Source organism: Bacillus sp. SH5-2 (genome assembly GCF_008368905.1).
Lineage (GTDB): Bacteria > Bacillota > Bacilli > Bacillales > Bacillaceae_G > Bacillus_A > Bacillus_A luti.
Map to the genome: position 1 here is coordinate 164,728 of NZ_QOSD01000006.1, position 22,906 is coordinate 187,633.

Genomic DNA, 22,906 nt, shown 5'->3' on the forward strand with positions numbered 1-22,906 from the left:
CTCCTTTATCGTTCATTAAACTTACATAAATTCCGTTCGATTTGTTTATAATGCTTTTCTGTATGTTCTACGATGAGGTGATTCACAATAAAATCAATCGACTTATTGTTAAAACGAGGATTACGACTCGGAGCCTGAATATGTAACTCTTCGTCTGTTAATGTAGTCAGTACATTTTCTATCGTGAGTGGTATAGAAGACAGCTGCTGAATGACTTCTTCTATAGACTGATTATGAATATTCTCTTCTGAAACTGCTTGTAGGCGCACTTCATCCGTTAAACCACGGCCCCATAAGTTTTCATGATTTACTTTAATATTGCTAATTTCTTTTGCCCAATACGGAATCGCTTCCGCTACATGTGTAATGATCTGCATAATTGACCATTCATTTTCCGAAGGTTTCCAATAGATAATTTCCTCTGGTAAAGGCTTAACAATCGTTTTTATCTTATTAATTGATTCATAAATAGACTCGGCCGCGTGGACTTGTAAGTTTTTCGTCATAGTACTGGCACCTCTAACTTTTGTCTCACTTTATTTTCCAACACACCTATTCCATCAACTTCGATTCGAACGATATCTCCATCTTTAAGAAATACTTGCGGATTACGTGCAACTCCTACACCACCTGGCGTACCTGTTAAAATGACGTCCCCTGGCTCTAGTGTCATTAGACCGGATAAAAACGAAACGAGGTATTGTACCGAGAATACTAAATTAGCAGTATTAGATTGTTGACGTTTTTCCCCATTTACCGTTAATACGATTTCCAAACCAGATGGGTTCTTTAATTCATCTGAGGTAATTAACCATGGTCCCATTGGAGCGCTTCCTTCAACGGTCTTCCCTTGAAGCCATTGAATTGTACGGCGCTGAATATCACGATAAGTAATATCATTTACAATTGTGTAACCAGCTACATATTGGAGGGCATCTTCTTCTGAAACATTTCGGGCACGCTTTCCAATTACAAAAGCAAATTCAGCTTCATAATCTAATTGTTCTGAAATCGGATAAAACGGAATATCATCTTGCGGACCGACTACTGTATTCGCAAACTTTGCAAAGATAACCGGAAAGGCGGGTAATTCTCGTTTCATTTCCAAAATATGCTCACGATAATTGTGACCTACACATATAATTTTTCCTGGCGAAGGTACCGGGGCCTCAATTTTCACTTCACCTTCTTCAAATACCAATTTTTCTTTATGGTTTTTCATAAGTGCATAATCTATTGCCTCTTTTGCTAGATTCATACTTTCCGTACCACCTTGTAAGAATCCATTCATATCTTTTGGAATATGTGCTTCTGCAATTTGAATAGCCCGAAGGTTCCCTTCACTTGCCAATTTCGTTTTAAAAGCAGCATGCAAATCAATCAATTTCCCATTTTCTAAAGCAGCAATTCGCGTTTCTCCATTATGTGTAAAAGTAACAAGTTTCATAGTAATCTCCCTTTCCTTTAAATGATTGAAAGTTCTACCGTCTCAAATAATCGAGAATGATGATAACATATAACTTTCCCGCCCCACTTTTTGTTATAAAAGATAAAAAGTATTTCGCTCTGGACCAAGTGGTATATGTCCCAATTCTAATAACTCTACTATTGGCAGAAACACATTTTTTTCTTCAGCTAATTCAGCAGCACATGCAACAGTACTTATGTACATCGCATGCCCAACTAGAAATTTCACTACTTTTTCCTCTCCAAAATGTTTGAACGCTTCTTTATAAACACCGTGAAAAATTGCTTCTGGTACTTTATCTACAACATCTATAAGAAGTTTTTCGTTACCTACACTTATAATTTTTTCTTTCAAATGATCTGGTACTTCTGCTAGCACCCCCCATAAATCATTATCTTCAAATGAAATTCGTTCAATTGTCTCACTTAATTGGTTTCTTGAAATCCATTTAATTTCATATTCACTATTGTTTAGAGCACACATAAATTGATCTATTTTTTTCTCAGCCTCTAAATTTTGCTGTCCAATGTTGCTATACCAGTTCATCGTCATTAACCGCTCAATCATTCCATTTGTAGAACGGGCATGGGAACCATACTTTTCTTCATTTATGAATTGAGACAAAGCCATTTCTTATCGCTCCTTTCACAGTACTTATCTAATTTTTTTATCATTTTAATATTTTGTCGTCAGTTCAGGAGGTCCAAATTTCGGTCCATATGGGCCTTCGTCAAGCCATCTTCCCAGCCTCGGAACGATAGATACCAGTGAAGCAGCAATATCACGTTTCATATTCATTTCAGGAGAACTCCCTTGAAGGTGATGAAGTGCTGTAGTTGATGCATCGCGGTTCCACTGCGCTGCAATTCGGCGTTCATTTGCCGCTGCTCCAATCGCGTTCACCCGCTCTTCTTCAGAGTTAGATTGTAGTGCTTTCTCAATACCTCTCGCGGCTAGAATAGCATCTGGAATTCCAGAGTTTAATCCACGTGCTCCGAATGGGGCAAATAAGTGCGCTGCTTCTCCAGCTAGAAGAACACGACATTTTTCGTCAGTAAATGAATTTGCCACTACTTGATGGAAACGATAGGAAGACACCCACGTAATCCTCTCAGCGTACTTAGCATCCATGACTTTCGGCAACCATTTCTTAACACTTTCAATATTTGTATAATCATCTGGGTTATCTGACTCAAGCAGTTGCAAATCGATACGCCATCCTCCTTTAAACGGAACAAACATTACATTTCTTCCCCCCATAGCTGGATGCTGATAATGGAATATTCTTTCTAAAGGAAGTGGATCTGTTTCATCTTCTTTTGCATCTACGACGATAAAAGTATCTGCTGTACGTGGGCCTTCAAACGTTAATCCTGCTTGCTCTCTTACTATTGAACGTGCTCCATCACATCCAATTACATACTGCGCCTTTAAGATTTCGTCATTTGTGATTGTTAGTTCTACTCCAGAATCTGTAATGTGTAACTTCTTAACCGGGGCATCCCAAAGGAATTCAACTCCTTCTTTTATACACGCCTCATACATATGTTTTTCGATTTCATCTTGATGAAGTGCTGTGAAATGGGGCAATCGATTAAACTTAAGGTTTTCATCCTTACCGTAATCTCTTACATATACTTCTTTCCCTTTATAAAACGTTCGTTTTACAGGCCAAATAATTCCGTTACGAGCAAGTGTAAAACCGAGGCCTTCTGCAGTTTCCTCTAGTAGTTTTAACGAAGCACTATGCAAATAAATTGCTCTACTTCCTGGACGTGGTCTTCCATATGAATCTGCCTCAATTACTAACGTTGATATCCCCTTCTTTTGTAATGCAAGTCCTGCTACAAGTCCGACTGGTCCCGCCCCAACTACAATGGCATCATATTTTTTTTCTTTTCCCATCATTATCTCCCCTTTATTAACAATTTCTCGTTACGGTATAGTATCCTTACTCGTTCTTCTTTAACTTTCTACAGTTTTTATCTCCGGCATCATCTTCTGCCGAATATATTCAGGTATTGGTTGCGCTTTCACTTTTTCTTTAAAAGAAGTCCATGCACGAGTTTCATAACCTTCTGCCACAACCTGTTCTCCCTTTACAAAAACATGCTGAATTGTAAAAACTTTATTATGCAATTCGTTCACAGTACTTTTCACAATTACTTGATCTTCAAAACGAAGAGGTGACTTAAATTGACATTTTGCTTCTAATAACGGCAAACCAATTTGTTGTTCTTCGTAAAGTTCAACCGAAGGAAAACCAATTTTTTTAAAATATTCATGAGTTGCTTCATCCATCCATTTATAAAAATTAGGATAATACACAATGCCCGCCGCATCTGTATCTCCCCATCTTACTTGAAAAGTATACTCTTCCATTTCATCTACCTCCTATCTATTACACTGTTGGACTAATATTTGAAGATACTTGATCTCTCAATTTCAACTTTTGAATTTTCCCACTTGCAGTGACAGGAAATTCATCAGTAAAGATCACTTTCTCTGGTAATTTATAAATTGCCATTCTCTCTTTAAGATAGATTTTCATTTCTTCTTCCGTACTTACTTCCCCATTCTTTAAACGTATGACCGCACAAGCAACTTCCCCTAGTACTTTATCTGGAAGGCCTACAACTGCCGCTTCGATTACTTTTGGATGTTTCATAATGACTGCCTCAATTTCCTGGGGATAAACGTTAAGTCCACCCCTTATAATCATCTCTTTCTTCCGTCCTACGAACCTTAAATACCCTTCGGAATCAAGTGTGCCTAAATCTCCTGAATAATACCAATCTTCATTATCTAAAACCTGCTTTGTCTGTTCAGGCATATTATAATAGCCTTTCATAACTCCAAATCCCTTAACTGCAATTTCTCCTACTTCTCCAGGCGGGAGCACTACTCTATTTTCATCTACAATTTTTAATGTTACCCCTGGGATTGCCTTTCCGAGGGTTTCTGTTATGTTCTGTTTTGTATCATCATACGAGGTCATCGTAATAGAAACCGTTTCAGTTATCCCAAATGATTGGCAAAGGTTAATGCCCATCCGTTCTCGAATCTCCATCACTGTTTTTGCTGGAATAGGTGCTGCACCAACTAACCCGGCGCGTAATGAAGATAAATCATATTTATCAAAGTCCTCTAACTCTAGTTCCTTTATAAACATAGTTGGTACACCTTTTTGGATGGTTACCTTTTCTTGCTCAATTAATTGTAAAGTTTCGCGTGGGTGAAATTTTTCTTGTAATATAATCCGTCCCCCCATCGCTACTGCGCAAAGCATATTAATTGCCATACCGAAAATATGAAATAGTGGTGCTGAAATAATGAATACATCCTTTTGTGTGCAATGCAGCTCTGTTCCTATCGTTCGTGCAGATTGTACAACGGCACAATGTGTAACCATTACACCTTTTGGAGTTCCCGTCGTACCTGACGTATATAAAATACAAAACAAATCATCGTTCACATTTATATGAACTGGTTCAAAATCCATTTTTTCTGTACGAATTAACTCCTCATATGAACAGTAATTCTCTTGCGAAAACCGTACTGTAATAACCTTTTGTACTTTATTAACGACTTTTTCAAATCCAAAATTCTTTTCAAATTCCCCTGAAGCTATTAATAGTTTTGGAGCTGAACTTTCCAATATATATTCAATTTCATATGATTTATATTTTGGGTTAAATGGAACGATTATCGCTCCCAATTTCGCAGCTGCAAAATAGATTACTACTGTTTCGGACCAGTTTGGTAGAGATACTGCGATACGGTCTGCTTTACCTACTCCTAGTCTCTTAAAAGCCGTAGCCAAACAATCTACTTCATATTTCAATTGTTTGTATGTAATTCGTCTCGTTAAATCATATATTGCTTCTTTTTCACCGTAAGATGAACTCACCGTTTCTAATAGCTCATACACCGATAATACGTTTTTATCCTTTTTCATTTCCCCACTCACTTTCTATCGTCTTACCAACTTGCCCGAATTTTTCACTTTAAGAAACGATGTAGGTAAAACCAGGAAGGACTCTCCCTGGTTTTTCTCTCTAGTACAACGCTTCCCAAATCGCTGCGATTCCTTGTCCTCCGCCAATACAAACAGCGGATACTCCATATTTCTTATTTCTTCTTCTTAATTCATAAATTAAGGATAGAGAAATTCTCGTTCCACTTGCAGCAAGTGGATGACCTATTGCAATTGCCCCACCATTTACATTCGCTTTATTAAGGTCGAATCCTAATTCTTTTTGACAAGCTAAGTATTGCGCAGAAAATGCTTCATTAATTTCAATCAAGTCTAAGTCTGCCAAAGTTAAATTTGCTTTTTCTAATGCACTTTGAATTGCTGGCACTGGACCAATTCCCATATACTTTGGTTCTACTCCTACAACAGCCCAAGAAATAAGCTTAGCAATCGGTTTTAATCCTCTATCATTTGCAAAATTACTTGATGCCAAAACAGCGGCAGCTGCACCATCCACCATTCCGCTTGCACTACCAGGAGTTACGACACCATTTTCCACAAAACGAGGTTTTAACTTTGCAAGTTTTTCTAGACTCGTATGACGGATATGCTCATCCTCTTCAATGACCTGTTCTCCTTTTCTTCCTTTCACTGTTACTGGAACAATCTCTTCTTTGAAATACCCATTTTCCCTTGCTACAAGAGCTCGTTCATGACTAGAGAGTGCATGCCGATCTACTTCTTCCCTCGTTAAGTTATATTTTGCAGCCAAGTTTTCAGCTGTTTCTCCCATCGTACATTTGCCGTACGTATCATAAAGGCCATCCCATAACCAATCTTCTATAGCTGGACCACCGAGCGGGCTTCCCCATCTCATTCCGGGTATTACGTGCGGCACTTGGCTCATGTTCTCCGTTCCACCTGCAAGTGCAACTTCTGCTTCCCCGCTAAGAATATAACGAGCAGCCGTTAAAATAGATTCAACACCAGTTCCGCAAAGTCGATTGATTGTCAAAGCTGGTACATGAATAGGTGCTCCAGCTTTTAGACCAACATGCCTTGCCAATAAATGTGCGTCTTTACTAGATTGCTGAACGTTACCAAATACAACTTGATCAATATCTTCAGCAGATATAGAAGCTTTACGTATTGCTTCCTTAGCGGCAATTGCCCCTAATTCTGTTGCATTTAATCCCCGAAATGATCCCGAAATTTCAGCGAATGGAGTCCTTGCTCCCTCTAATAAAACAATTTCTTTCATATCCTTTTCACCTCATTATTTCCCTAAATAAACTGGTTTTCTTTTTTCAACGAATGCTTGTAATCCTTCCTTACGATCCTCTGTTGCGAATGCATTTCCAAAACAGGTGCTTTCAATGATTAAGCCTGTTTCAAGATCAGCATTACTTCCTACATTCACCGCCGTCTTTAACATTTGAAGTGCTACTGGTGGTTTTTTTGCCAATTTATATGCCCACTCCTTTGCCGCTTCAAACAACTCTTCCGCAGGCACTACTTTATTGACAATATGTAAATCGAAAGCACGCTCTGCATCAAACATATCTCCGAAATAAAGTAATTCTTTCGCTATACCTTGGCCGACAATCTTTTGAAGACGCTGTGTACCTCCGCCTCCAGGAATAATTCCGAGTCCTACTTCTGGAAAAGCGAATTTTGCTTGATCCGAACAAATGCGTAAGTCACATGCGAGTGCAAGTTCAAAACCACCACCAAGAGCTAATCCATTTATTGCAGCGATAACTGGTTTTGACATATTTTCAATTTTGCTAAATACCGTTCGTGAAGTTTTATTCATTTTGTTTACACCGACAAGATCAAGTGCTGCCATTTCATTAATATCAGCGCCTGCGACAAATGCTTTCCTTCCGCTTCCTGTAAGAACGATTACTCGTACTTCTTCATTCGCCTCTAGTTCGCCAAATAGACTGGAAAGTTCATGAAACACTTGTGTATTCAACGGATTTACAGGTGGTCGATTAATCGTAACGATTGCAACTTTATTTTCAATATCACAAATTAAAAATTCATAATTCATAACTAAATCCCCCATTCTTTATTCATAATCATAAAAACCTGCACCTGTTTTTTTGCCGTGTCTACCTGCTCTAACTAGTTGTTTTAAAAGAAGCGGCGGCGCGTATTGATCATTATTTAATTCTTCTTTGAAGTACTCCATCACGTGATAGCCAATGTCTACACCTGCAAAATCTTGTAGTGTAAACGGCCCCATCGGATAATTGAGGCCCAGTGTAACAGCCTTATCAATATCTTCTGCAGACGCAACCCCATCTTCAAGCAATTTAATTGCTTCAATAAATTGCGGAATCATAATTCGATTTACAATAAATCCAGGTGAATCTTTCTTTACTTCAACTGGTTCTTTCGAAAGTTTTTTAGATAACGCTTTCAATTCTTCGACTGTTTCATCACTCGTTTTATAGCCGCGAACAACTTCTACAAGTTTCATAAGTTGTGCCGGATTAAAGAAGTGCATACCTGCTACTCGCTCTGGACGATTCGTCGCTGACGCGATTTCTGTTATTGACATAGATGAAGTATTTGTCGCAAGTATAACCCCTTCAGGAACTATGCGATCCAGTGCTGCAAACACTTCTCTCTTCAACTCTAATTTTTCTAACACTGCTTCAATAATTACATCCGCATTTTTCATATCTTCTAAAGTTGTAGTGAGTCGAATTTGGCCAAGCGCCTTTTCTTTATCTTCTTCCGTCATCTTTCCTCTTGTAACACTCTTAGTCATAAAACCATTTATACGTTGTATTGCATTATCTAAATAACGCTCTTCAATATCATGTAAAATAACCGTAAATCCATGTAATGCAGCTAAATTTGCAATGCCAGAACCCATAGATCCTGCACCGACAATGCCAATTGTTTGAATTGCCATTTTGCTACCTCCTCAAATAAATTTTTAAATATTCTGTAATTAAATTATATCTATATCCAAAAAGTTTTTGTATGTACATAGTGTAGGAAATACATATATTTCTTTCATACATTTTGAGGGTATTCATTCTAATTCAAACGGCTTTATACCTTATCAAGCGAAAGGTATAGTTATTTTACATATAAAAAGCGCGCACCTCAAAGTAAATAATTTTTTCTTGAGGCGCGCACTCTATGATGTGAAATTCGAAACTATATGTTATCGTTCTTTTCCATTTGATGAAATAACTTCTTTATACCAATAGAAGCTTTGTTTCTTTATTCTTTTTAAATCTTTTAAATCGTCTTCATCACGATTTATATAAATAAAACCATATCTTTTTCTGAAACCTTGATGCGTAGAAATTAAATCAATTGCAGCCCAAGGGCAGTAACCAATTACATAAACTCCGTCTGCAATTGCCAATTCCATCTGTTCAATATGTTTTTTCAAATAATCAATTCGGTAATGATCTTGCACTGACCCATTTTCATCTACTTTGTCATAAGCGCCTATTCCATTCTCTGTAACGATAATTGGCAAGTTATAACGATCATTTACTTCTCTTAATGTAGCTCGGAAGCCAATCGGATCAATCTCCCAACCGAAATCCGTTAACTCTAGAAATTCATTATCATCACCCATGAAGAAGCCTTCTTCACCTACTTCAATTTGTTGATCACCAACTTCATCAATTACAAAGTTTTCATCATATTCACTTACAGTAATAGAAGAATAATAATTAAAGGCAATATAGTCTGGTTTAGAACTAGATAGAATATCCATATCTCCCTCTAAAATTTCTGGTTCGATGTTTTTACTTTTCATGAAATTCCAAGCAATATTGTTATATCGTCCATATACAGCCATATCAAGGTATAACCAGTTACGAATTGCGTTACAATTTTGCGCTGCAATTATATCATTCGGCTTACATGTTTTCGGATACACATAACTAATATTTGGAGCTGGACCAATTTTTGCATCATGTATCATCTTATGGCATAAGTTTGTCACCTTTGCCTCCGCTAACAACATATGATGATTTTGTTGATATAACTCTTTTTGAGATAATACAGATGTACCAATAGCTCCACCGTGTAAAATCATCATATTCTGCTCATTAATTGTTAACCAATTCTTTACCCTATCTCCAAATCGATCAAATAGAATTTCACAATACTTAACAAAAGCATCGATAGTAGCACGGTTACTCCAGCCACCCTTTTTCTCTAATTCATACGGTAAATCAAAATGATACATCGTTACTAACGGTACGATATCATACTTCAGCAATTCATCAATAAGATCACTATAAAACGCAATGCCTTTTTCATTCACTTCTCCAGTTCCATTTGGAAGAATTCGAGTCCAAGCTATAGAAAAGCGATATACTTTCAATCCTAATTCAGAAAAAAGCTTTATATCTTCTTTAAAATGATGGTAATGATCACTACAAACTTTGAAATCCGACGTACCTTCAGGAATAACCTTTACATCTTGAACAGAAAGGCCTTTTCCATCTTCATTATAAGCACCTTCTACTTGATAGGCGCTTGTGGAAGCCCCCCATAAAAAGTCTTTTTTAAATGTAGTATTGAGCATGTTTTACCTTTCCCTTTCAAAAATAGTATTGTGATAGTTTGTTTCTATTAATTTTGTTTCACTAAAAATGTTTCATAAACACTAATAAGCTCTTCTGCAATGATTTTAAATCCTTCTGCACTCATCAATTGATCTTCTGCATGTGCTAGCAATAAGCTTACTTCTACTTTTTCACCAGCCGCTTCTTTACTAATCAATCCAGCATGTGCTCTATGGCCTTCAATAAACGTTTCACTACCTTCATTCATTAATTGTCTTGCTTGTTCAAAGTTACCCATTTTTGCTTCTTGAATTGCTTCAATATACGATGATCGTGCGCTACCTACTGCTGATATAATTTGAAATACTACTAATTCATTTTGTTCCATAACGATTCTCCTAACATCTTTTTATTTTTATAATTCGAAAAAACAATAAATGTGGTTTTGTTCATCCCCACTGATTACTAGCCACACCAAGCGGGATACTGTAGGATACATGATTATTGCTGTGTTGCTGCTTGTTGTTCTGCCTCATAAGCTTTCTTATCTCCCATTTTAAAGAACGGATAATATAATAGGACTTGAGAGATAATGATTAAAACTGTCATGATACATAATAACCAACCACCAGAAATATAACCTGCAAAAGGTGCTGGTGTTACCCATGGCAATTGAATAAGTGGGTTAAAGTTAGATAGAATTCCCGTGATTTTAAGGAATACGATACCAATTAACCCGCCGACTATTGAAGATGATACTAACGGGATAAAGTATATTGGATTTAGAACAAGCGGTAACCCAAATACAATCGGTTCATTAATATTAAAGATATTAGGGACGATACCAATTTTCCCAAGTGATTTATATTGTTCCGATTTCGCAAATAGTAGGTTTATTGCTAAACCTAACGTATTTCCTGTTCCACCAATGAAAACTGCAAAATGCATTAAAGTAAATGCTAAGTAAGGAATTTCTGAAAAAGGTGTTCCTGAAGCGAAAGCTGTAATTGCTGCTGTAAATAACGGAGCCGTCGCACTATACCAAACATTTATGATTGGTGCTGGATGTAAACCGAAGAACCAACATAAATTCATAAAAGTAAAGATAGCAATAACTGACCATACAGACGATCCAATTACTTTTACAGGTAACGCAATAACTTGACCCACAAAGTTAAAGATATTTTCATATGGAGTATAGCCAAATATTACTCTAATAAAGAAAATAATCGTGAAGATGATGATTGAAATAAATACTGGGTTAATCGCATCAGCTACCATAGGTGGTACCGATTCTGGTAATTTCACTCCAATATTTTTTCTTTTTAATGAACAGTACAATTTGCTTGTGAGAACCCCGATAATCATGGCAACGAATATCCCATCACTACCTAAATATTGATTTAAAATAGCTGGAATTTGTTCTTCTCCTACTTTAATAGACATTGGCATTAAGCATAAGAAACTACCTAGCGCTATAACAGCAGCTGTCATTCCATTCATGCCTTCCTCTTTCGCATAGGAATAAGCGATAATGACAACCATATAAACTGCTAATAAACTTAATGTCGCACTAATCATGTCTTGCATATGCGTATATAAACCAATTTGAATTAAAAATTCTTTCCACCCTTTAAATGGTAGATTACCTAAAATAGCAAACAATGTAACACCAATCGTAACAGGAATTGTCATCATCATCCCTGATGTAATCGCATTTACTACTTTACTATTTCCGAGATAATTTGTTAGTGGTGTGATGATTCGTTCTAGTCCGTTTTTAGTCCCTTCTAACAGTTTCATAATTACCTCCTAATTATATGGATTTTGTTAAGTCTATTTTTTACCTTTTTCTACATAGCTCATATCATTTACAGATTGAACTTTATATTTTCCGTCTTTATATACAACTCTTGAAACACTTGCATTTCCTAACCCTTCTTCAACCTCGTTTAAGGAATCGGGAGATATTGCATATAACAGGTCCATTAAAGATATACCATGTGATACGACAAGCACTTTACCGCCGCCGTCTTCTGCTACTTCTTCTGCAATTTGATCAACTTCTTTTCTCATTCTCTTTGTGACTGTTTCAGTATCTTCAGCCTGTTTACTATTATCGATCTTCGCTGCAGTTTTTTGCATAATATCAATATCAAAATTATTCATAAATTCTTCATAGGTCATATTATTAGCTTGCGCAAGTTTTTCCCGAAAAGTATGATTTAATTCCCCTTCAAACTCACCGAAACATGCTTCCCGCAAATTTTTACTTTGATTAATTTTCATATCTTTATTTCCACTTTGATCTAATACAATTTTCGCCGTTTCTATTGCACGCCCACTATCGCTACTATATGCCTTTTCAAACTTAACTTCTTTCAAACCTTTCCCAAGGTTCTCTGCTACTGCAACACCATCTTTTGTAAGTGGTGCATCTGCCCATCCTTGTACTCTATCAGTCGTATTTAACATTGTTTTTCCATGTCTTACTAAATAAAATTCAACTGGTTTTTCTTCTTTTTTCTCCTTTACTTGCTCTGTTTTATTAGGAGAACATCCCAACAAAGAGACCGTTAAAGAAGCAATGACGCAAAACGATACAACTTTTTTGTTCATCGTATAATCCCCTTATATGACATAACAGATAATAGAACATCAATTTCCTAATGAATATTATGTAACCTGCTATTTTGACTGATTAAACAACCAATTTATCATCTCTTTATCTTGCAAAACTGGTACCCAAGAAAAGTGTCCCATTGGTTGAACGATTCCAGTTGGGTATTCTGTATATTTAACCAAAGAGCCACCTAATTCTTTAATAGCTTGTACAGCATCTCTGCTATATCTCACATCAACTATCGGATCATCTTCTGCATGAAAGACCCAAATTGGCATATCTTTAATATCCTTGAATGCTGAAGTATCTTGCATCGGTTCATATTCACGAACAAGCTTATTTCCCGGCAAATCTCCTATTCCACAAATCGGAACAGCAGCTGCGAAAAGATCTGGGTTCTTCTTAATAATATTCCAAGTCCCAATTCCACCATTGGACATACCTACAACATATATGCGATTTTTATCAATATCATATTTATCGATAGTTTCTTTGAGTAAATTCAACATAGTAGTATAGTTAGGTTCCTCGGTCCAATATGCTGTAAGAGTTCCAGCTGCTTCAGCCTGTGGAGCTAACACATATGCAGGATTTTTCTTTTGCTGTTCTGGATTTGCCCACGCTACAGCGCCCTCATTTCCTACAACTTGCATATAGTTGTCATTTCCTCGTTCACCTGATCCATGTAAAAATAAGACTAATGGATATTTTTTGTTAGGCTCTTTTTTAGGCTCAAAGAGTCTGTATTGCATTTTACTTCCAGAAGCATCTTGAAATACTCCTTTTTTAAAATCATCTACAACAGGAGTAACTACATTTGAAATTTTATTTTTCTTTTCAGATGCTTTAAAAGTTGCACCTACTTTTGTTTTAATTTCTTTCGTAAGAGATAATTTATAATCTAAATTATCTCTTGTACTTAAAAATTTTTCTTCATTAAATGTTGAGGTAGATGCATATTTATCATTTTTATCTAATTCGATCACAACGTATTGTCCGTCTTTTGAAGTCTCTGATACCTCAGCCTTATTATTTGTATACACTTTAGTTATTTTTCTATTTTGAGGTTTCCCATTCACTTCCACCTCAACTTCAAAACTATCTTTTGTTAATTTTGAGCTATCTATTGTATCCCCAAAATCACAAACGACGGTAGCCCCTACTTCTCCATACGGAAGAACATTCGTTATAAGTGTTACATCTGAGTCTTTTAAAGTCTTAACTTTACTGTCTGATGAACATCCTGAAAGTACTAAACCACCTGCTAGGCTCCCTACTACCATACATAACATTGGAAATTTCTTTATCTTTTTCAGACGATGCCCCCCCCCTCAATATATGTACTTTTCAAAACTGACATTAGTCGTATACAGCTCGTTAATCGTTCCCTATGTATAAACTTTTAATCACCTAAAATGGTTTTCACTTGCTCAATTACTTTTTTTCCATCAAGCATGCCATAAGCTGCCATATCAATTACTTCAATATGCTTTTCTGGCAATTGGCTTTTCACATTGTTTAATGCATATCGTACTTGTGGTCCTAATAAAATTACATCAGCTGCTGGGCCAACATTTTTTGCTTCCGTTAATGCATAAGCATTAATTTCACAGTCATAACCTGCTGATTCTGCATACCCTCTCATTTTGTTCATTAACATACTTGTAGACATACCTGCATTACATAAAAGTACAATATTTCTCATAATAAAAACCTCCAATATTTATTGAAAGTGCTTTGCATACACCTTAGTTATGCAAGCGCTTTCTTTATAAGTTCAATATAAACTATGGTCTAAGACTAGGGTCAATATCTTTATTCATATATTTTCTACAAATCTATTTGAATATATTTTAAAACATCTTATCATTTCAAAAAAAGCATTTAATTGTAGACTTTGTCTAACAATCAAATGCTTTTTTATACTTCTATATGTAATTATTCACTTTTCGTTTTCATTATAGGGATCACAATAACATACTGTTCAACTGTTTTTTCTTGATTCTTTATTTCACAAACGTATCGACATAAAACATCTCCGTTTAAAGTGTACCCAAGATCCTTCATAACTTGTAACGGTTCATCTAAAATCAATGCTGATAGCGGTTCATTCACATCTTTTTCATATAGATAATGTAAACACTCTCCCATATCTATACGTAACACTGTTTCATCAACTGGCAATTGGTTCTCGTTCATTTTCAGTTCAGAAATAGCCATGACCCAATAACTGTTATCTATATTTTTCATTTTATATTGTTCTAGGGGAATACATAATGCAGGAAACACTGTGGGTAAAAAATCCATCCATTTTTTTAATAGAGGGTTTACACACAACGTCCCTTCATTTAACTGAACGTGCTTAAAAAAACAATACGTTCCAGTCGGTTTAATTATCCATCTCTGTTCTTTTTCTTTATACTCTTTTAATACAATCATAAATTCATTTATTTGCTTTGTTTCTAATTCTAACTGTTTTATCGCTTCATTTTTTTCAGCTATTTTATCATTACATTTTTTCATTATGTCATCATATTCTAAACCGTTAAAAATCGATCCAATTTCTTTAACATGAAATCCCATTTGTCGAAAACTTCTAATTGCTAAAAATACCCCAAAATCCTCATATGTATAAAATCTAAAACCGTTATCTTTATCTTTTTTTGGTTTTAGGAACCCTTTCTTTTCATAAAATCGTAAAGCATCTATTGAAACTCCAAATTCTCTTCCTACTTCGCCTATTTTGTATTTCTTCATACCTATCACCTTCAAATCTATAATTCCTTTACATACCTTTATAGTGTAACAAGTTTTGAAAAACAATTATATACAAAATAAAAAGAGATTTCGTATGAATACAAAACCTCTTTTTATCAAATTCAAACTAAAATATTGACCTCAATTCCCCTACTACTTCACCATGCATATCATAAAGCTTTAACGCCATCATTAAATTAAATCTCACTTCAGCATCATTTAAATCAACTGAAATGAGTGATTCAATCTTTTCGAGCCTGTACAGAAGAGAACTTCGATGAATAAAAAGTTCTTCTGCAGCGCTTTTTACATTTCCATTATTTTGTAAGAATACATGTAATGTATTATATAAATCAATATTCTTTCCTTCTGAATAGGCAAGGAGCGGACCAATTTGTTTTTTAACAAACAGCTCTACGGCTGTTGAATGATTTAAATGATGTAAAATAGCATACGAACCTAAATCTTCAAATATTGCATATCCTTTTTTTCGGAAGCGGCTATCTAAAATATTTAGAGCCTGCACGGCTTGCTGATAACTAATATAATAGTCTTCCAAATGTTTTGTAATACCACCAATTCCTAATAAAATACGACATCCAATAGGTGATGAGTTAATCCATTTTTGTATACTATAAAACACCGTTTCCCAAAATATATCAGATTCCTTCTTCTGTTCATCTATTGGAACAATTAATATTTGCTCATCATTATGGGATACTGCAAAAATACCTGTCCCTAGTTCTGGAAGACGAGTCTTAATTAAATCCCATATAAGCGACTTTTTCGCTTGTTGTTCGAGTAAGTTTCCTTTCTTTAATTCTTTCTCATCAAGTGAAATAGATAATACAGCTACTCGATGTTGTTTGAAAAGGTTCCACTGATACAAGTTAGCATATTGTAAAATATTATCTCGATCCTCAATTCTTTCAATTAGTAATTTACTAATAAAGCTATCTTTCATTTGTTCTTTCGTATCAAGTACGAGTTTTTGCTTAATAAACTGGATAGAGCATATATTTCGAGCTAAATCAACCGTTAATTGATCAAATTCATCCATGCCTCCACTCGTTCTTCGCACTGCCAAATACCCTAAAAAATTACCCCCTCCATTAATAATCCAAAACGAAAAACAATTTTCACTATTATTCGGATCATTAATATGGAAAGTATCTGTCATTCGTTGTTGTTTTCGTTCTTCTCTCGCCAATTCAGATAAATGTTCTGCTATACGCCCACCATTTTCATCATTATATGCTATAGGTTGCATAAATCTATCAAAGATAAATACTGTATCTTGGAACAGACTACTAAGCATTGTTGTAATACCTTCAAAGTTATTATCATCGACCGTTTCCTTTAATAAAGCTTGCTGGTAATCTAACAGAAAATGTAGACGTTGTTTATGCTCTTTTTCACCATTATATAATCTTGCATTATCTAGTATAGTTGCCAAATGATTTGCAATCATTTCAAGTGATTTTGAATCTGCTTCCGTAAAAACTCCTTCGCAATTCTTTTCAACATGTAAAACCCCAATCGGTTTCATATCAATAACAATGGGCGCAGTAAACTGTTCACCACCAATCGTTTCGAAAAATGGAAAGTGCTCTTTTAATTCATATTTATCCTCAATCATAATTTTATAAGGTTGCTTCATTTCTCCATATGATGGTGGTTGAAAGACAAAACAATTTTCAGCTTCGTTATAAAGATAAACACATGAAAAATCCGCATTTGTTTCCATTCCTGCTTTAGAAGTTACCTCATATACATGCTTTTCTAACGGAACATCTAGCGACAGGTTTTTACTAATCCATCCAAAACCTTCAATTTTTTTCAACTGCGATTCTTTTTGTCTAGCCACAGCTATTGCCACTGCTATATCTCTTCCAAACTCTTCAAATGATATTTCCATATCTAAAAGTGGAACGTAACTTGAAAATGCAACAACGCAAAAACCAAAATGCTGGATATCATCTTTTAATGGGACAGTAAACCAAGTCTCCACCCCAGCACTTTTCAATGTTTCAGCTAGAAGACACACTTCTGGTGACTCTGCCGTTTGATCCGTTATGCTTTGATATTGTAGTTTAGAAGAACATTCATCAGAATGAAGAGGAAACGCTGAAGCTAAAGAAGTTAAGTTACCACTCCAAGCTTTTGGCAAAAACTGTCCTCCTTCATTAAAAATCACAGCGACGAAATCACAACGTAATTCTTCGCAAAAGGAATGCGTTAAATATTGAAGCGCCTCTTCTTCCGTATCTATTTTAATAAGCTGGCGTGATGTATTTCGTAAATGATATTCTATTCTTTTCATTAATCTCTCTCTCTTATTACTAGACACGCCCCATCCCCCATTTCACCTTTTCTCTCTATTGTATAAGAAACGTTACATAAAACAAAAGTGAATATTCTAATTATTAACCAAACAAATGCAAATCCCGAAGAAATGTATCCCCGGGATTGATTATTTACTATTTGGCTGTAGTTACATTGTTATCTCCACTTGCGATTTCTTTTTTCTCTTTATAGTAAATTCCGTGTTCTTCTTTAACAAATAACAATGCTATACCACCAATTACAGCAGCAGTCGCAATTGCTGCAAAATTATATTGAGGCAATAAATGCACGGAAAGAAGAATACCTACCAAAGTTGGAGCTACCACACCCCCAAGACGCCCAAAGGCCATTGTACTTCCTACCGCTGTTGAGCGCATACTACTAGGATAATATTGAGAAACAAATGCATTTGACATATTTTGTAGTCCGACAGAAGAAGCACCAATTATTGAAATTAACACAAATCCAATAAACATATTATTTACAAATCCGATGAGTGATAACGCAATTGCTCCACAGAAAAATAATGGGACAAGTACTTTTTTAAATCCGATTTTATCTACTATTGGACCGAATATGAGTGTTCCAATAATAGCTCCGATTTGCATGACTGCTGTAAATGAGAGACTTGATTTGAGATCGTATCCTGACTGCATCATAAGCCTTGGTAACCATGTACTCATAGAATAAATGAGTACGAAAGCACTAAAACATGAAATCCAGAACATAATTGTACTTACGGCACGCTTTTCCCCAAATAATTTAACTACAGGAGATCCAGCTTCCTTAGTTGGTTGTTTTGTAAATTCAATTATCACATCTGTACTTAATTGTGGATTTACCTTCGCTATTACTTTTTTAGCTTCTTCTATTTTTCCTTTCATTAATAGGAAACCAACAGACTCAGGAATACTTTTCATTAAAAACGGAATAAACAATAATGGAATGCCCGCTAACCAAAAAACAGGCTCCCATCCTGCTGTCGTAAGAAGGGTACGACTTGTAAGTGCCGCTGTCATTGCTCCAATTGAATATCCGCAAAAAATAAAAGATACGATAGCCGTTCGAACTCGTTTCGGCGAGAATTCTGTTGCTATAGCAATTACATTTGGCATAACCCCACCAAGCCCTATACCTGCGATAACACGGAAAACCGCAAACATTACCGGACCGTTCGCAAAACCAGCTAAACAGGTAAATAGACTAAATAAGATTGTAGTTACGATTATGATATTTTTACGACCTATTTTATCAGCTAATAAACCAAAAAAAGCAGCTCCAATTGCTGTTCCTATAGCTGTATAACTACCAATTGCCCCTGCTGTAACATCTGATATTCCCCACTCTTTAATGAGCGAAGGTACTGTTGCTCCATAAATAACAGCATCATATCCATCAAATGCAATTACAATAAACAACCAAAATATTAACCAAATATGCACGGAATGAATACGACTCTCATCTATCACATTCATCGGGTTAATCGATTTCATCTTAATAACCTCCTTATATGGGAATTTTCCTTTTCTTGTACTCCAACAATAGTAAACGCTTTCAACAACCTCCTCTTGAGTTTCTAAAAATTCTTCTGAATTTTCTGTATTTAAATTGTAATAACTAATATTAAAAATTGTTATCCGTTTTTTATAGGAAATAGAAAAGTAATATTCCTCTTTAATGCGGGCTTCGCTTCATAGAAAGTAATATTTCTCCAAGTAAACTTCTTTAATTGAAATGTGAACATAAAAAAAAGAGGTGCACGAAGCACCTCTTTTGCATGTATATTACTAATTATTACGCATTCAAGCTTTAATTGTTTCTTCCAATTTCCCTATTATTTTTGCTATCGCTGTAATTGAATTCTCTGTTTCAAATTCCCCAACATTTACAGAATGATTTGCGTTTTTGATAACATCGATTTTAAAATTTTTATTATGTAACTGATCAATTTGACCTGCATCGTATTGGTGATCCTTGTCTCCAATTACTAAAAACCCTTCATGATTACTATGTAAGATAGAATCAAAAATCGTATCAAACGTCAGTAACGGTGTCATTAATATCATTTTCGACTGTAAAAACTCTTCTCTCTTCATTAAATCATTCGCAATTGGAATTGTTCCGAGTGATTTCCCTAAAAACATCGATTTGCTGTATTTTTCATTTTTCAACACTTCATTTATTACGGGATTAATATCATCCATCATTACTTTCGTTACTTCTTCCATCGGTTTATTCATTAATTGTCCATCAAAGGAATAATGAATATGTATAACATCTATTTTCTTTTCTAGCATTAGCATCGTTGCATAATAAAATAACGGCTTATCGTAATTGTATCCTGAACCCGAGAACATAAAGCAAACCGTACTAGAACCTTTTTCGATATGTGTATAATGAATTACTTTGTCATTTATATGTATCTCTTTTTTAGTCCCCTTCACCGTTTTCCCCTCCGAATACATTTAATCTTGTAATACAATATGTTCTGTATGAACTGCTATATCCTTTACTTTTTCTTTTATAAACGCGGGCTGTAAATTATATGCCTCTAACTCTTCTACTGGCACCCACTTAAACAAATACGTTCTACCCTCTTCTTCCAAAATATATTGATCCGCTCCACTTGCAGGTAACTCATGTAGCTCTACTTCATAATAAAAACTAATTTCATGAAACTTTCGCTCAGAAAGTGTAAAGAAATTTTCTACTGACCATATTAATCTCTTCCCTTTAATAGGAACACCTAATTCTTCTACAAGCTCTCGTTTTAACGCATCTTCACTATTTTCTAGCATTTTTACTCGACCGCCTGGTACGTACCAAAAATCTTCACCGTCACCTTGCAGAATTAAAATTTTATTACCTTGTCTACAAATTGCTCCGACACGGTAATTAAAACATGTTTCCTCAACTTTAAACGTAAGATCCATCCGTAATGCCCCCTTATATACAAACTATCAAATTATTACAAAACAATTATGTATGTACAAATAAGATTACTAAATTCACCAGCTTCATTCAATAATTTTCGAATTTTCCAAACCATCCCTTTCATCATTACAAGTGTATATACATATGTTACAATCACATTGCACACTAGAAAAACATGATGGGGGTACGAATGGAAACGTTATTAATCCAGCAAACTGAGAAATCAAATAAGTTTTGGAAAATCGTTGTGAAAGAAAAAGACTACGTTGTGTTTTACGGAAAGATTGGCACAGCTGGTAGTGTGAAAGCGAAAGAATTTGAAACAGAAGAAGAATGTATGAAAGAAGCTAACAAACTAGTTGCTTCCAAACGTAAAAAAGGATATATAGACCCTATTCTAGGGGGAAATTACATAAAAGAAAAAACGATAACAGAAGAAGAGTTTTGGGAACTACTTAATCGTGCCAAAACGAAAGGTGAAGACCAAGAAGAACAAATAGAATGGCTTACTTCTCACCTTGCTAAGCGTACAGTACATGAAATTGTTTCTTTTGATACGCATATGCATCGTCTTTTGAAAGATTCCTATACCTCCCGTTTATGGGCAGCCGCTTATATTATTATGGGTGGCTGTTCAGATGATACCTTTGATTACTTCCGTGGATGGTTATTATATCAAGGAAAAGAGACATACGAAGCTTGTATTGAAGATCCAGAACGATTAATTCCTGTATTAGAAAATTTGAGTGAGTATGACGTCCCAGAGATTGAAGAACTCACTCTATATTTCGGGCAAGAAGTATACATGGAGAAGACTGGGGATGAAGATGATACATACTTTACACTATACCATGTCTTAGCAAATGAAAAGTTTGAGGAAGTTGATATCGAATTAGATTGGGATGAAGATGACGAAGAAGGTTTGAAAAAAATGTTTCCTAATCTATGGGAGATGTGCGGAGAAGAACCTATTGAATGGTAGATTAATATTAGGACTCTGTTTAACCAATAAACAGAGTCCTTTTTTCACAAAATTCTTATTTAAACTCTCTTTATTTCATACCACTTATCCAATAACATCTTTTCTCTTGCCCCTGAAATACCTGCTTTTAATTCCCATTCGTCCGTACTCTCCATCCACTCATACACATCTGTAACTGTCTCTTCTATTCTTCTAAAAGTAAGTCCTTCTTTAACAGCATTCTCGATACTTATAGAAAACCCGCCTCTCCACGGCTTCGTCTCACCATCTAATGGGAAAGTTTCTGGAATCCACAAAGGCATTTCTGTCCAAGGCTGCACATTATGTTCACTCATAAACGATTCGTCTACCCAAACAAATTCAGTATCGCTATTCGTAACCTTTTTACACGTCTTTAATAGCTCTTCCATCGTCAATTTATCATTCGGACCTGTTATATTGAATGTACCTGCTTTATTATTTTCTGCCATGTCGAGTCCAAATCTCGCGACATCTTTTATATCAACTAATTGCACTGGACGATTTTTTCTTCCTGGTACTAACACTTTTCCGCCCTTTGCTACACGCTGAATCCAGTATGGAAGTCGATCTGTATAATCAAACATCCCTGAAAGAAGTCCTGCTCTTACGTGTAAAACACGCCCCGGCCAATACTTCTCTGCTTCTTTTTCACATAATACTTTAAGCGCACCATAATGCTCATAAGGAGATATGTCACCATTCTCTACAGCCTTTATTTGCTCTTCCGTTGGTTCAGGTTGTAATATATAGTCCTCTTTTATGTCATGCGGAATCCAATCTTTATATACGGAAAGGCTTGAGATGAATATATAGTGTTCAATATTATCTTTAAGTACTTCTCCAACATTTCTAATGTGATGTGGAGAAAAACCACATGTATCCACGACAACATCCCATATTCGATTTTCTAAACTTGATACATCACCATTTCTGTCACCGATAAGCTGCTCCACATCAGGAAAAACTTCTTTGTTTGTTCCGCGGTTAAATAATGTAACTTCATGCCCTCTCTTTAAAGCCTCTTCTACAACAGATCTTCCCAAAAATCGTGTACCACCTAGTATTAAAATTTTCATGGTTCTCCCCCATTCATCATTAAAAATCCTTTCTTTTGTTAAACGATTTTTTGTGGTGGAAAGTTACGGGGAAAGCTTAATTTTTTCTACAATTTCAACATATGTGTTCCCAATACTTTTTCTATCTTTAGAAATCATATGATGGAAATATTCATTCTGTTGATTTCCAT

22 protein-coding genes are annotated in these 22,906 nt (G+C 35.5%); 1 reads left to right on the forward strand and 21 read right to left on the reverse strand.

The features are described from left to right. Positions 1–5: 5 nt before the first annotated feature. The 20 genes from DN410_RS05845 to DN410_RS05940 form a co-directional block, all read right to left on the reverse strand. Positions 6–506, reverse strand: coding sequence for a DinB family protein (locus DN410_RS05845; protein WP_149175756.1), 501 nt, complete (start codon positions 504–506; stop codon positions 6–8). Beyond that, on the reverse strand, positions 503–1,447 hold the full coding sequence (locus tag DN410_RS05850) for a fumarylacetoacetate hydrolase family protein (RefSeq protein WP_149175757.1): 945 nt from the start codon (positions 1,445–1,447) through the stop codon (positions 503–505). Before DN410_RS05850 ends, DN410_RS05845 begins: the two co-directional genes overlap by 4 nt. A gap of 93 nt (positions 1,448–1,540) precedes the next feature. Then, on the reverse strand, positions 1,541–2,098 hold the full coding sequence (locus DN410_RS05855; protein ID WP_149175758.1) for a hypothetical protein: 558 nt from the start codon (positions 2,096–2,098) through the stop codon (positions 1,541–1,543). Between the two features lie 45 nt (positions 2,099–2,143). Continuing rightward, positions 2,144–3,373, reverse strand: coding sequence for an FAD-dependent oxidoreductase (locus DN410_RS05860; protein WP_149175759.1), 1,230 nt, complete (start codon positions 3,371–3,373; stop codon positions 2,144–2,146). Between the two features lie 60 nt (positions 3,374–3,433). Next, the gene (locus tag DN410_RS05865) at positions 3,434–3,850 is read right to left on the reverse strand and encodes an acyl-CoA thioesterase (protein ID WP_048526209.1); all 417 of its coding nucleotides are present in this window, start codon (positions 3,848–3,850) and stop codon (positions 3,434–3,436) included. Positions 3,851–3,869: 19 nt separating this feature from the next. Continuing rightward, positions 3,870–5,426, reverse strand: a complete 1,557-nt coding sequence (locus DN410_RS05870; RefSeq protein WP_149175760.1) for a class I adenylate-forming enzyme family protein — start codon at positions 5,424–5,426, stop codon at positions 3,870–3,872. Between the two features lie 100 nt (positions 5,427–5,526). After that, on the reverse strand, positions 5,527–6,705 hold the full coding sequence (locus tag DN410_RS05875; protein WP_149175761.1) for an acetyl-CoA C-acetyltransferase: 1,179 nt from the start codon (positions 6,703–6,705) through the stop codon (positions 5,527–5,529). Positions 6,706–6,720: 15 nt separating this feature from the next. Beyond that, on the reverse strand, positions 6,721–7,500 hold the full coding sequence (locus tag DN410_RS05880; protein WP_149175762.1) for an enoyl-CoA hydratase/isomerase family protein: 780 nt from the start codon (positions 7,498–7,500) through the stop codon (positions 6,721–6,723). A gap of 18 nt (positions 7,501–7,518) precedes the next feature. Then, positions 7,519–8,373 carry a 3-hydroxyacyl-CoA dehydrogenase family protein gene (locus DN410_RS05885; RefSeq protein ID WP_149175763.1) on the reverse strand — a complete coding sequence of 285 codons (855 nt, stop codon included), beginning with the start codon at positions 8,371–8,373 and terminating at the stop codon, positions 7,519–7,521. 258 nt (positions 8,374–8,631) lie between these two features. Further along, the gene (locus DN410_RS05890) at positions 8,632–10,017 is read right to left on the reverse strand and encodes a glycoside hydrolase family 1 protein (protein ID WP_149175764.1); all 1,386 of its coding nucleotides are present in this window, start codon (positions 10,015–10,017) and stop codon (positions 8,632–8,634) included. A 47-nt stretch (positions 10,018–10,064) separates the two neighbouring features. Next, complete coding sequence (locus DN410_RS05895) at positions 10,065–10,385, reverse strand: PTS sugar transporter subunit IIA (protein WP_000437092.1); 321 nt, start codon at positions 10,383–10,385, stop codon at positions 10,065–10,067. A 113-nt stretch (positions 10,386–10,498) separates the two neighbouring features. Next, a complete protein-coding gene (locus DN410_RS05900; RefSeq protein ID WP_149175765.1) occupies positions 10,499–11,800 on the reverse strand; it encodes a PTS sugar transporter subunit IIC in 1,302 nt (433 codons plus the stop codon). A 33-nt stretch (positions 11,801–11,833) separates the two neighbouring features. Continuing rightward, positions 11,834–12,616, reverse strand: coding sequence for a histidine phosphatase family protein (locus DN410_RS05905; RefSeq protein WP_149175766.1), 783 nt, complete (start codon positions 12,614–12,616; stop codon positions 11,834–11,836). Positions 12,617–12,685: 69 nt separating this feature from the next. Further along, a complete protein-coding gene (locus tag DN410_RS05910) occupies positions 12,686–13,912 on the reverse strand; it encodes a prolyl oligopeptidase family serine peptidase (RefSeq protein ID WP_255446678.1) in 1,227 nt (408 codons plus the stop codon). A 110-nt stretch (positions 13,913–14,022) separates the two neighbouring features. Next, on the reverse strand, positions 14,023–14,325 hold the full coding sequence (locus tag DN410_RS05915) for a PTS sugar transporter subunit IIB (RefSeq protein WP_149175767.1): 303 nt from the start codon (positions 14,323–14,325) through the stop codon (positions 14,023–14,025). Positions 14,326–14,558: 233 nt separating this feature from the next. Next, positions 14,559–15,377 carry a MerR family transcriptional regulator gene (locus DN410_RS05920; RefSeq protein WP_149175768.1) on the reverse strand — a complete coding sequence of 273 codons (819 nt, stop codon included), beginning with the start codon at positions 15,375–15,377 and terminating at the stop codon, positions 14,559–14,561. A gap of 127 nt (positions 15,378–15,504) precedes the next feature. Continuing rightward, positions 15,505–17,727, reverse strand: a complete 2,223-nt coding sequence (locus DN410_RS05925) for a helix-turn-helix domain-containing protein (RefSeq protein ID WP_149175769.1) — start codon at positions 17,725–17,727, stop codon at positions 15,505–15,507. A gap of 130 nt (positions 17,728–17,857) precedes the next feature. Further along, positions 17,858–19,216: an MFS transporter gene (locus DN410_RS05930; RefSeq protein ID WP_149175770.1), complete on the reverse strand. Its 1,359-nt coding sequence runs from the start codon at positions 19,214–19,216 to the stop codon at positions 17,858–17,860. A 309-nt stretch (positions 19,217–19,525) separates the two neighbouring features. Beyond that, positions 19,526–20,188: an alpha/beta hydrolase gene (locus DN410_RS05935; RefSeq protein ID WP_149175771.1), complete on the reverse strand. Its 663-nt coding sequence runs from the start codon at positions 20,186–20,188 to the stop codon at positions 19,526–19,528. Then, positions 20,189–20,656 carry an NUDIX hydrolase gene (locus DN410_RS05940; protein ID WP_149175772.1) on the reverse strand — a complete coding sequence of 156 codons (468 nt, stop codon included), beginning with the start codon at positions 20,654–20,656 and terminating at the stop codon, positions 20,189–20,191. It lies immediately after the preceding gene. 191 nt (positions 20,657–20,847) lie between these two features. Between DN410_RS05940 and DN410_RS05945 the strand changes: the two genes are divergently transcribed. After that, positions 20,848–21,639, forward strand: coding sequence for a DUF4240 domain-containing protein (locus DN410_RS05945; protein WP_149175773.1), 792 nt, complete (start codon positions 20,848–20,850; stop codon positions 21,637–21,639). Positions 21,640–21,698: 59 nt separating this feature from the next. Here DN410_RS05945 and DN410_RS05950 read toward each other — a convergent pair whose 3' ends face one another. Next, positions 21,699–22,736 (reverse strand): SDR family oxidoreductase, encoded by a 1,038-nt coding sequence (locus DN410_RS05950; RefSeq protein WP_149175774.1) that lies wholly within the window; start codon positions 22,734–22,736, stop codon positions 21,699–21,701. Between the last annotated feature and the right edge of the window lie 170 nt (positions 22,737–22,906).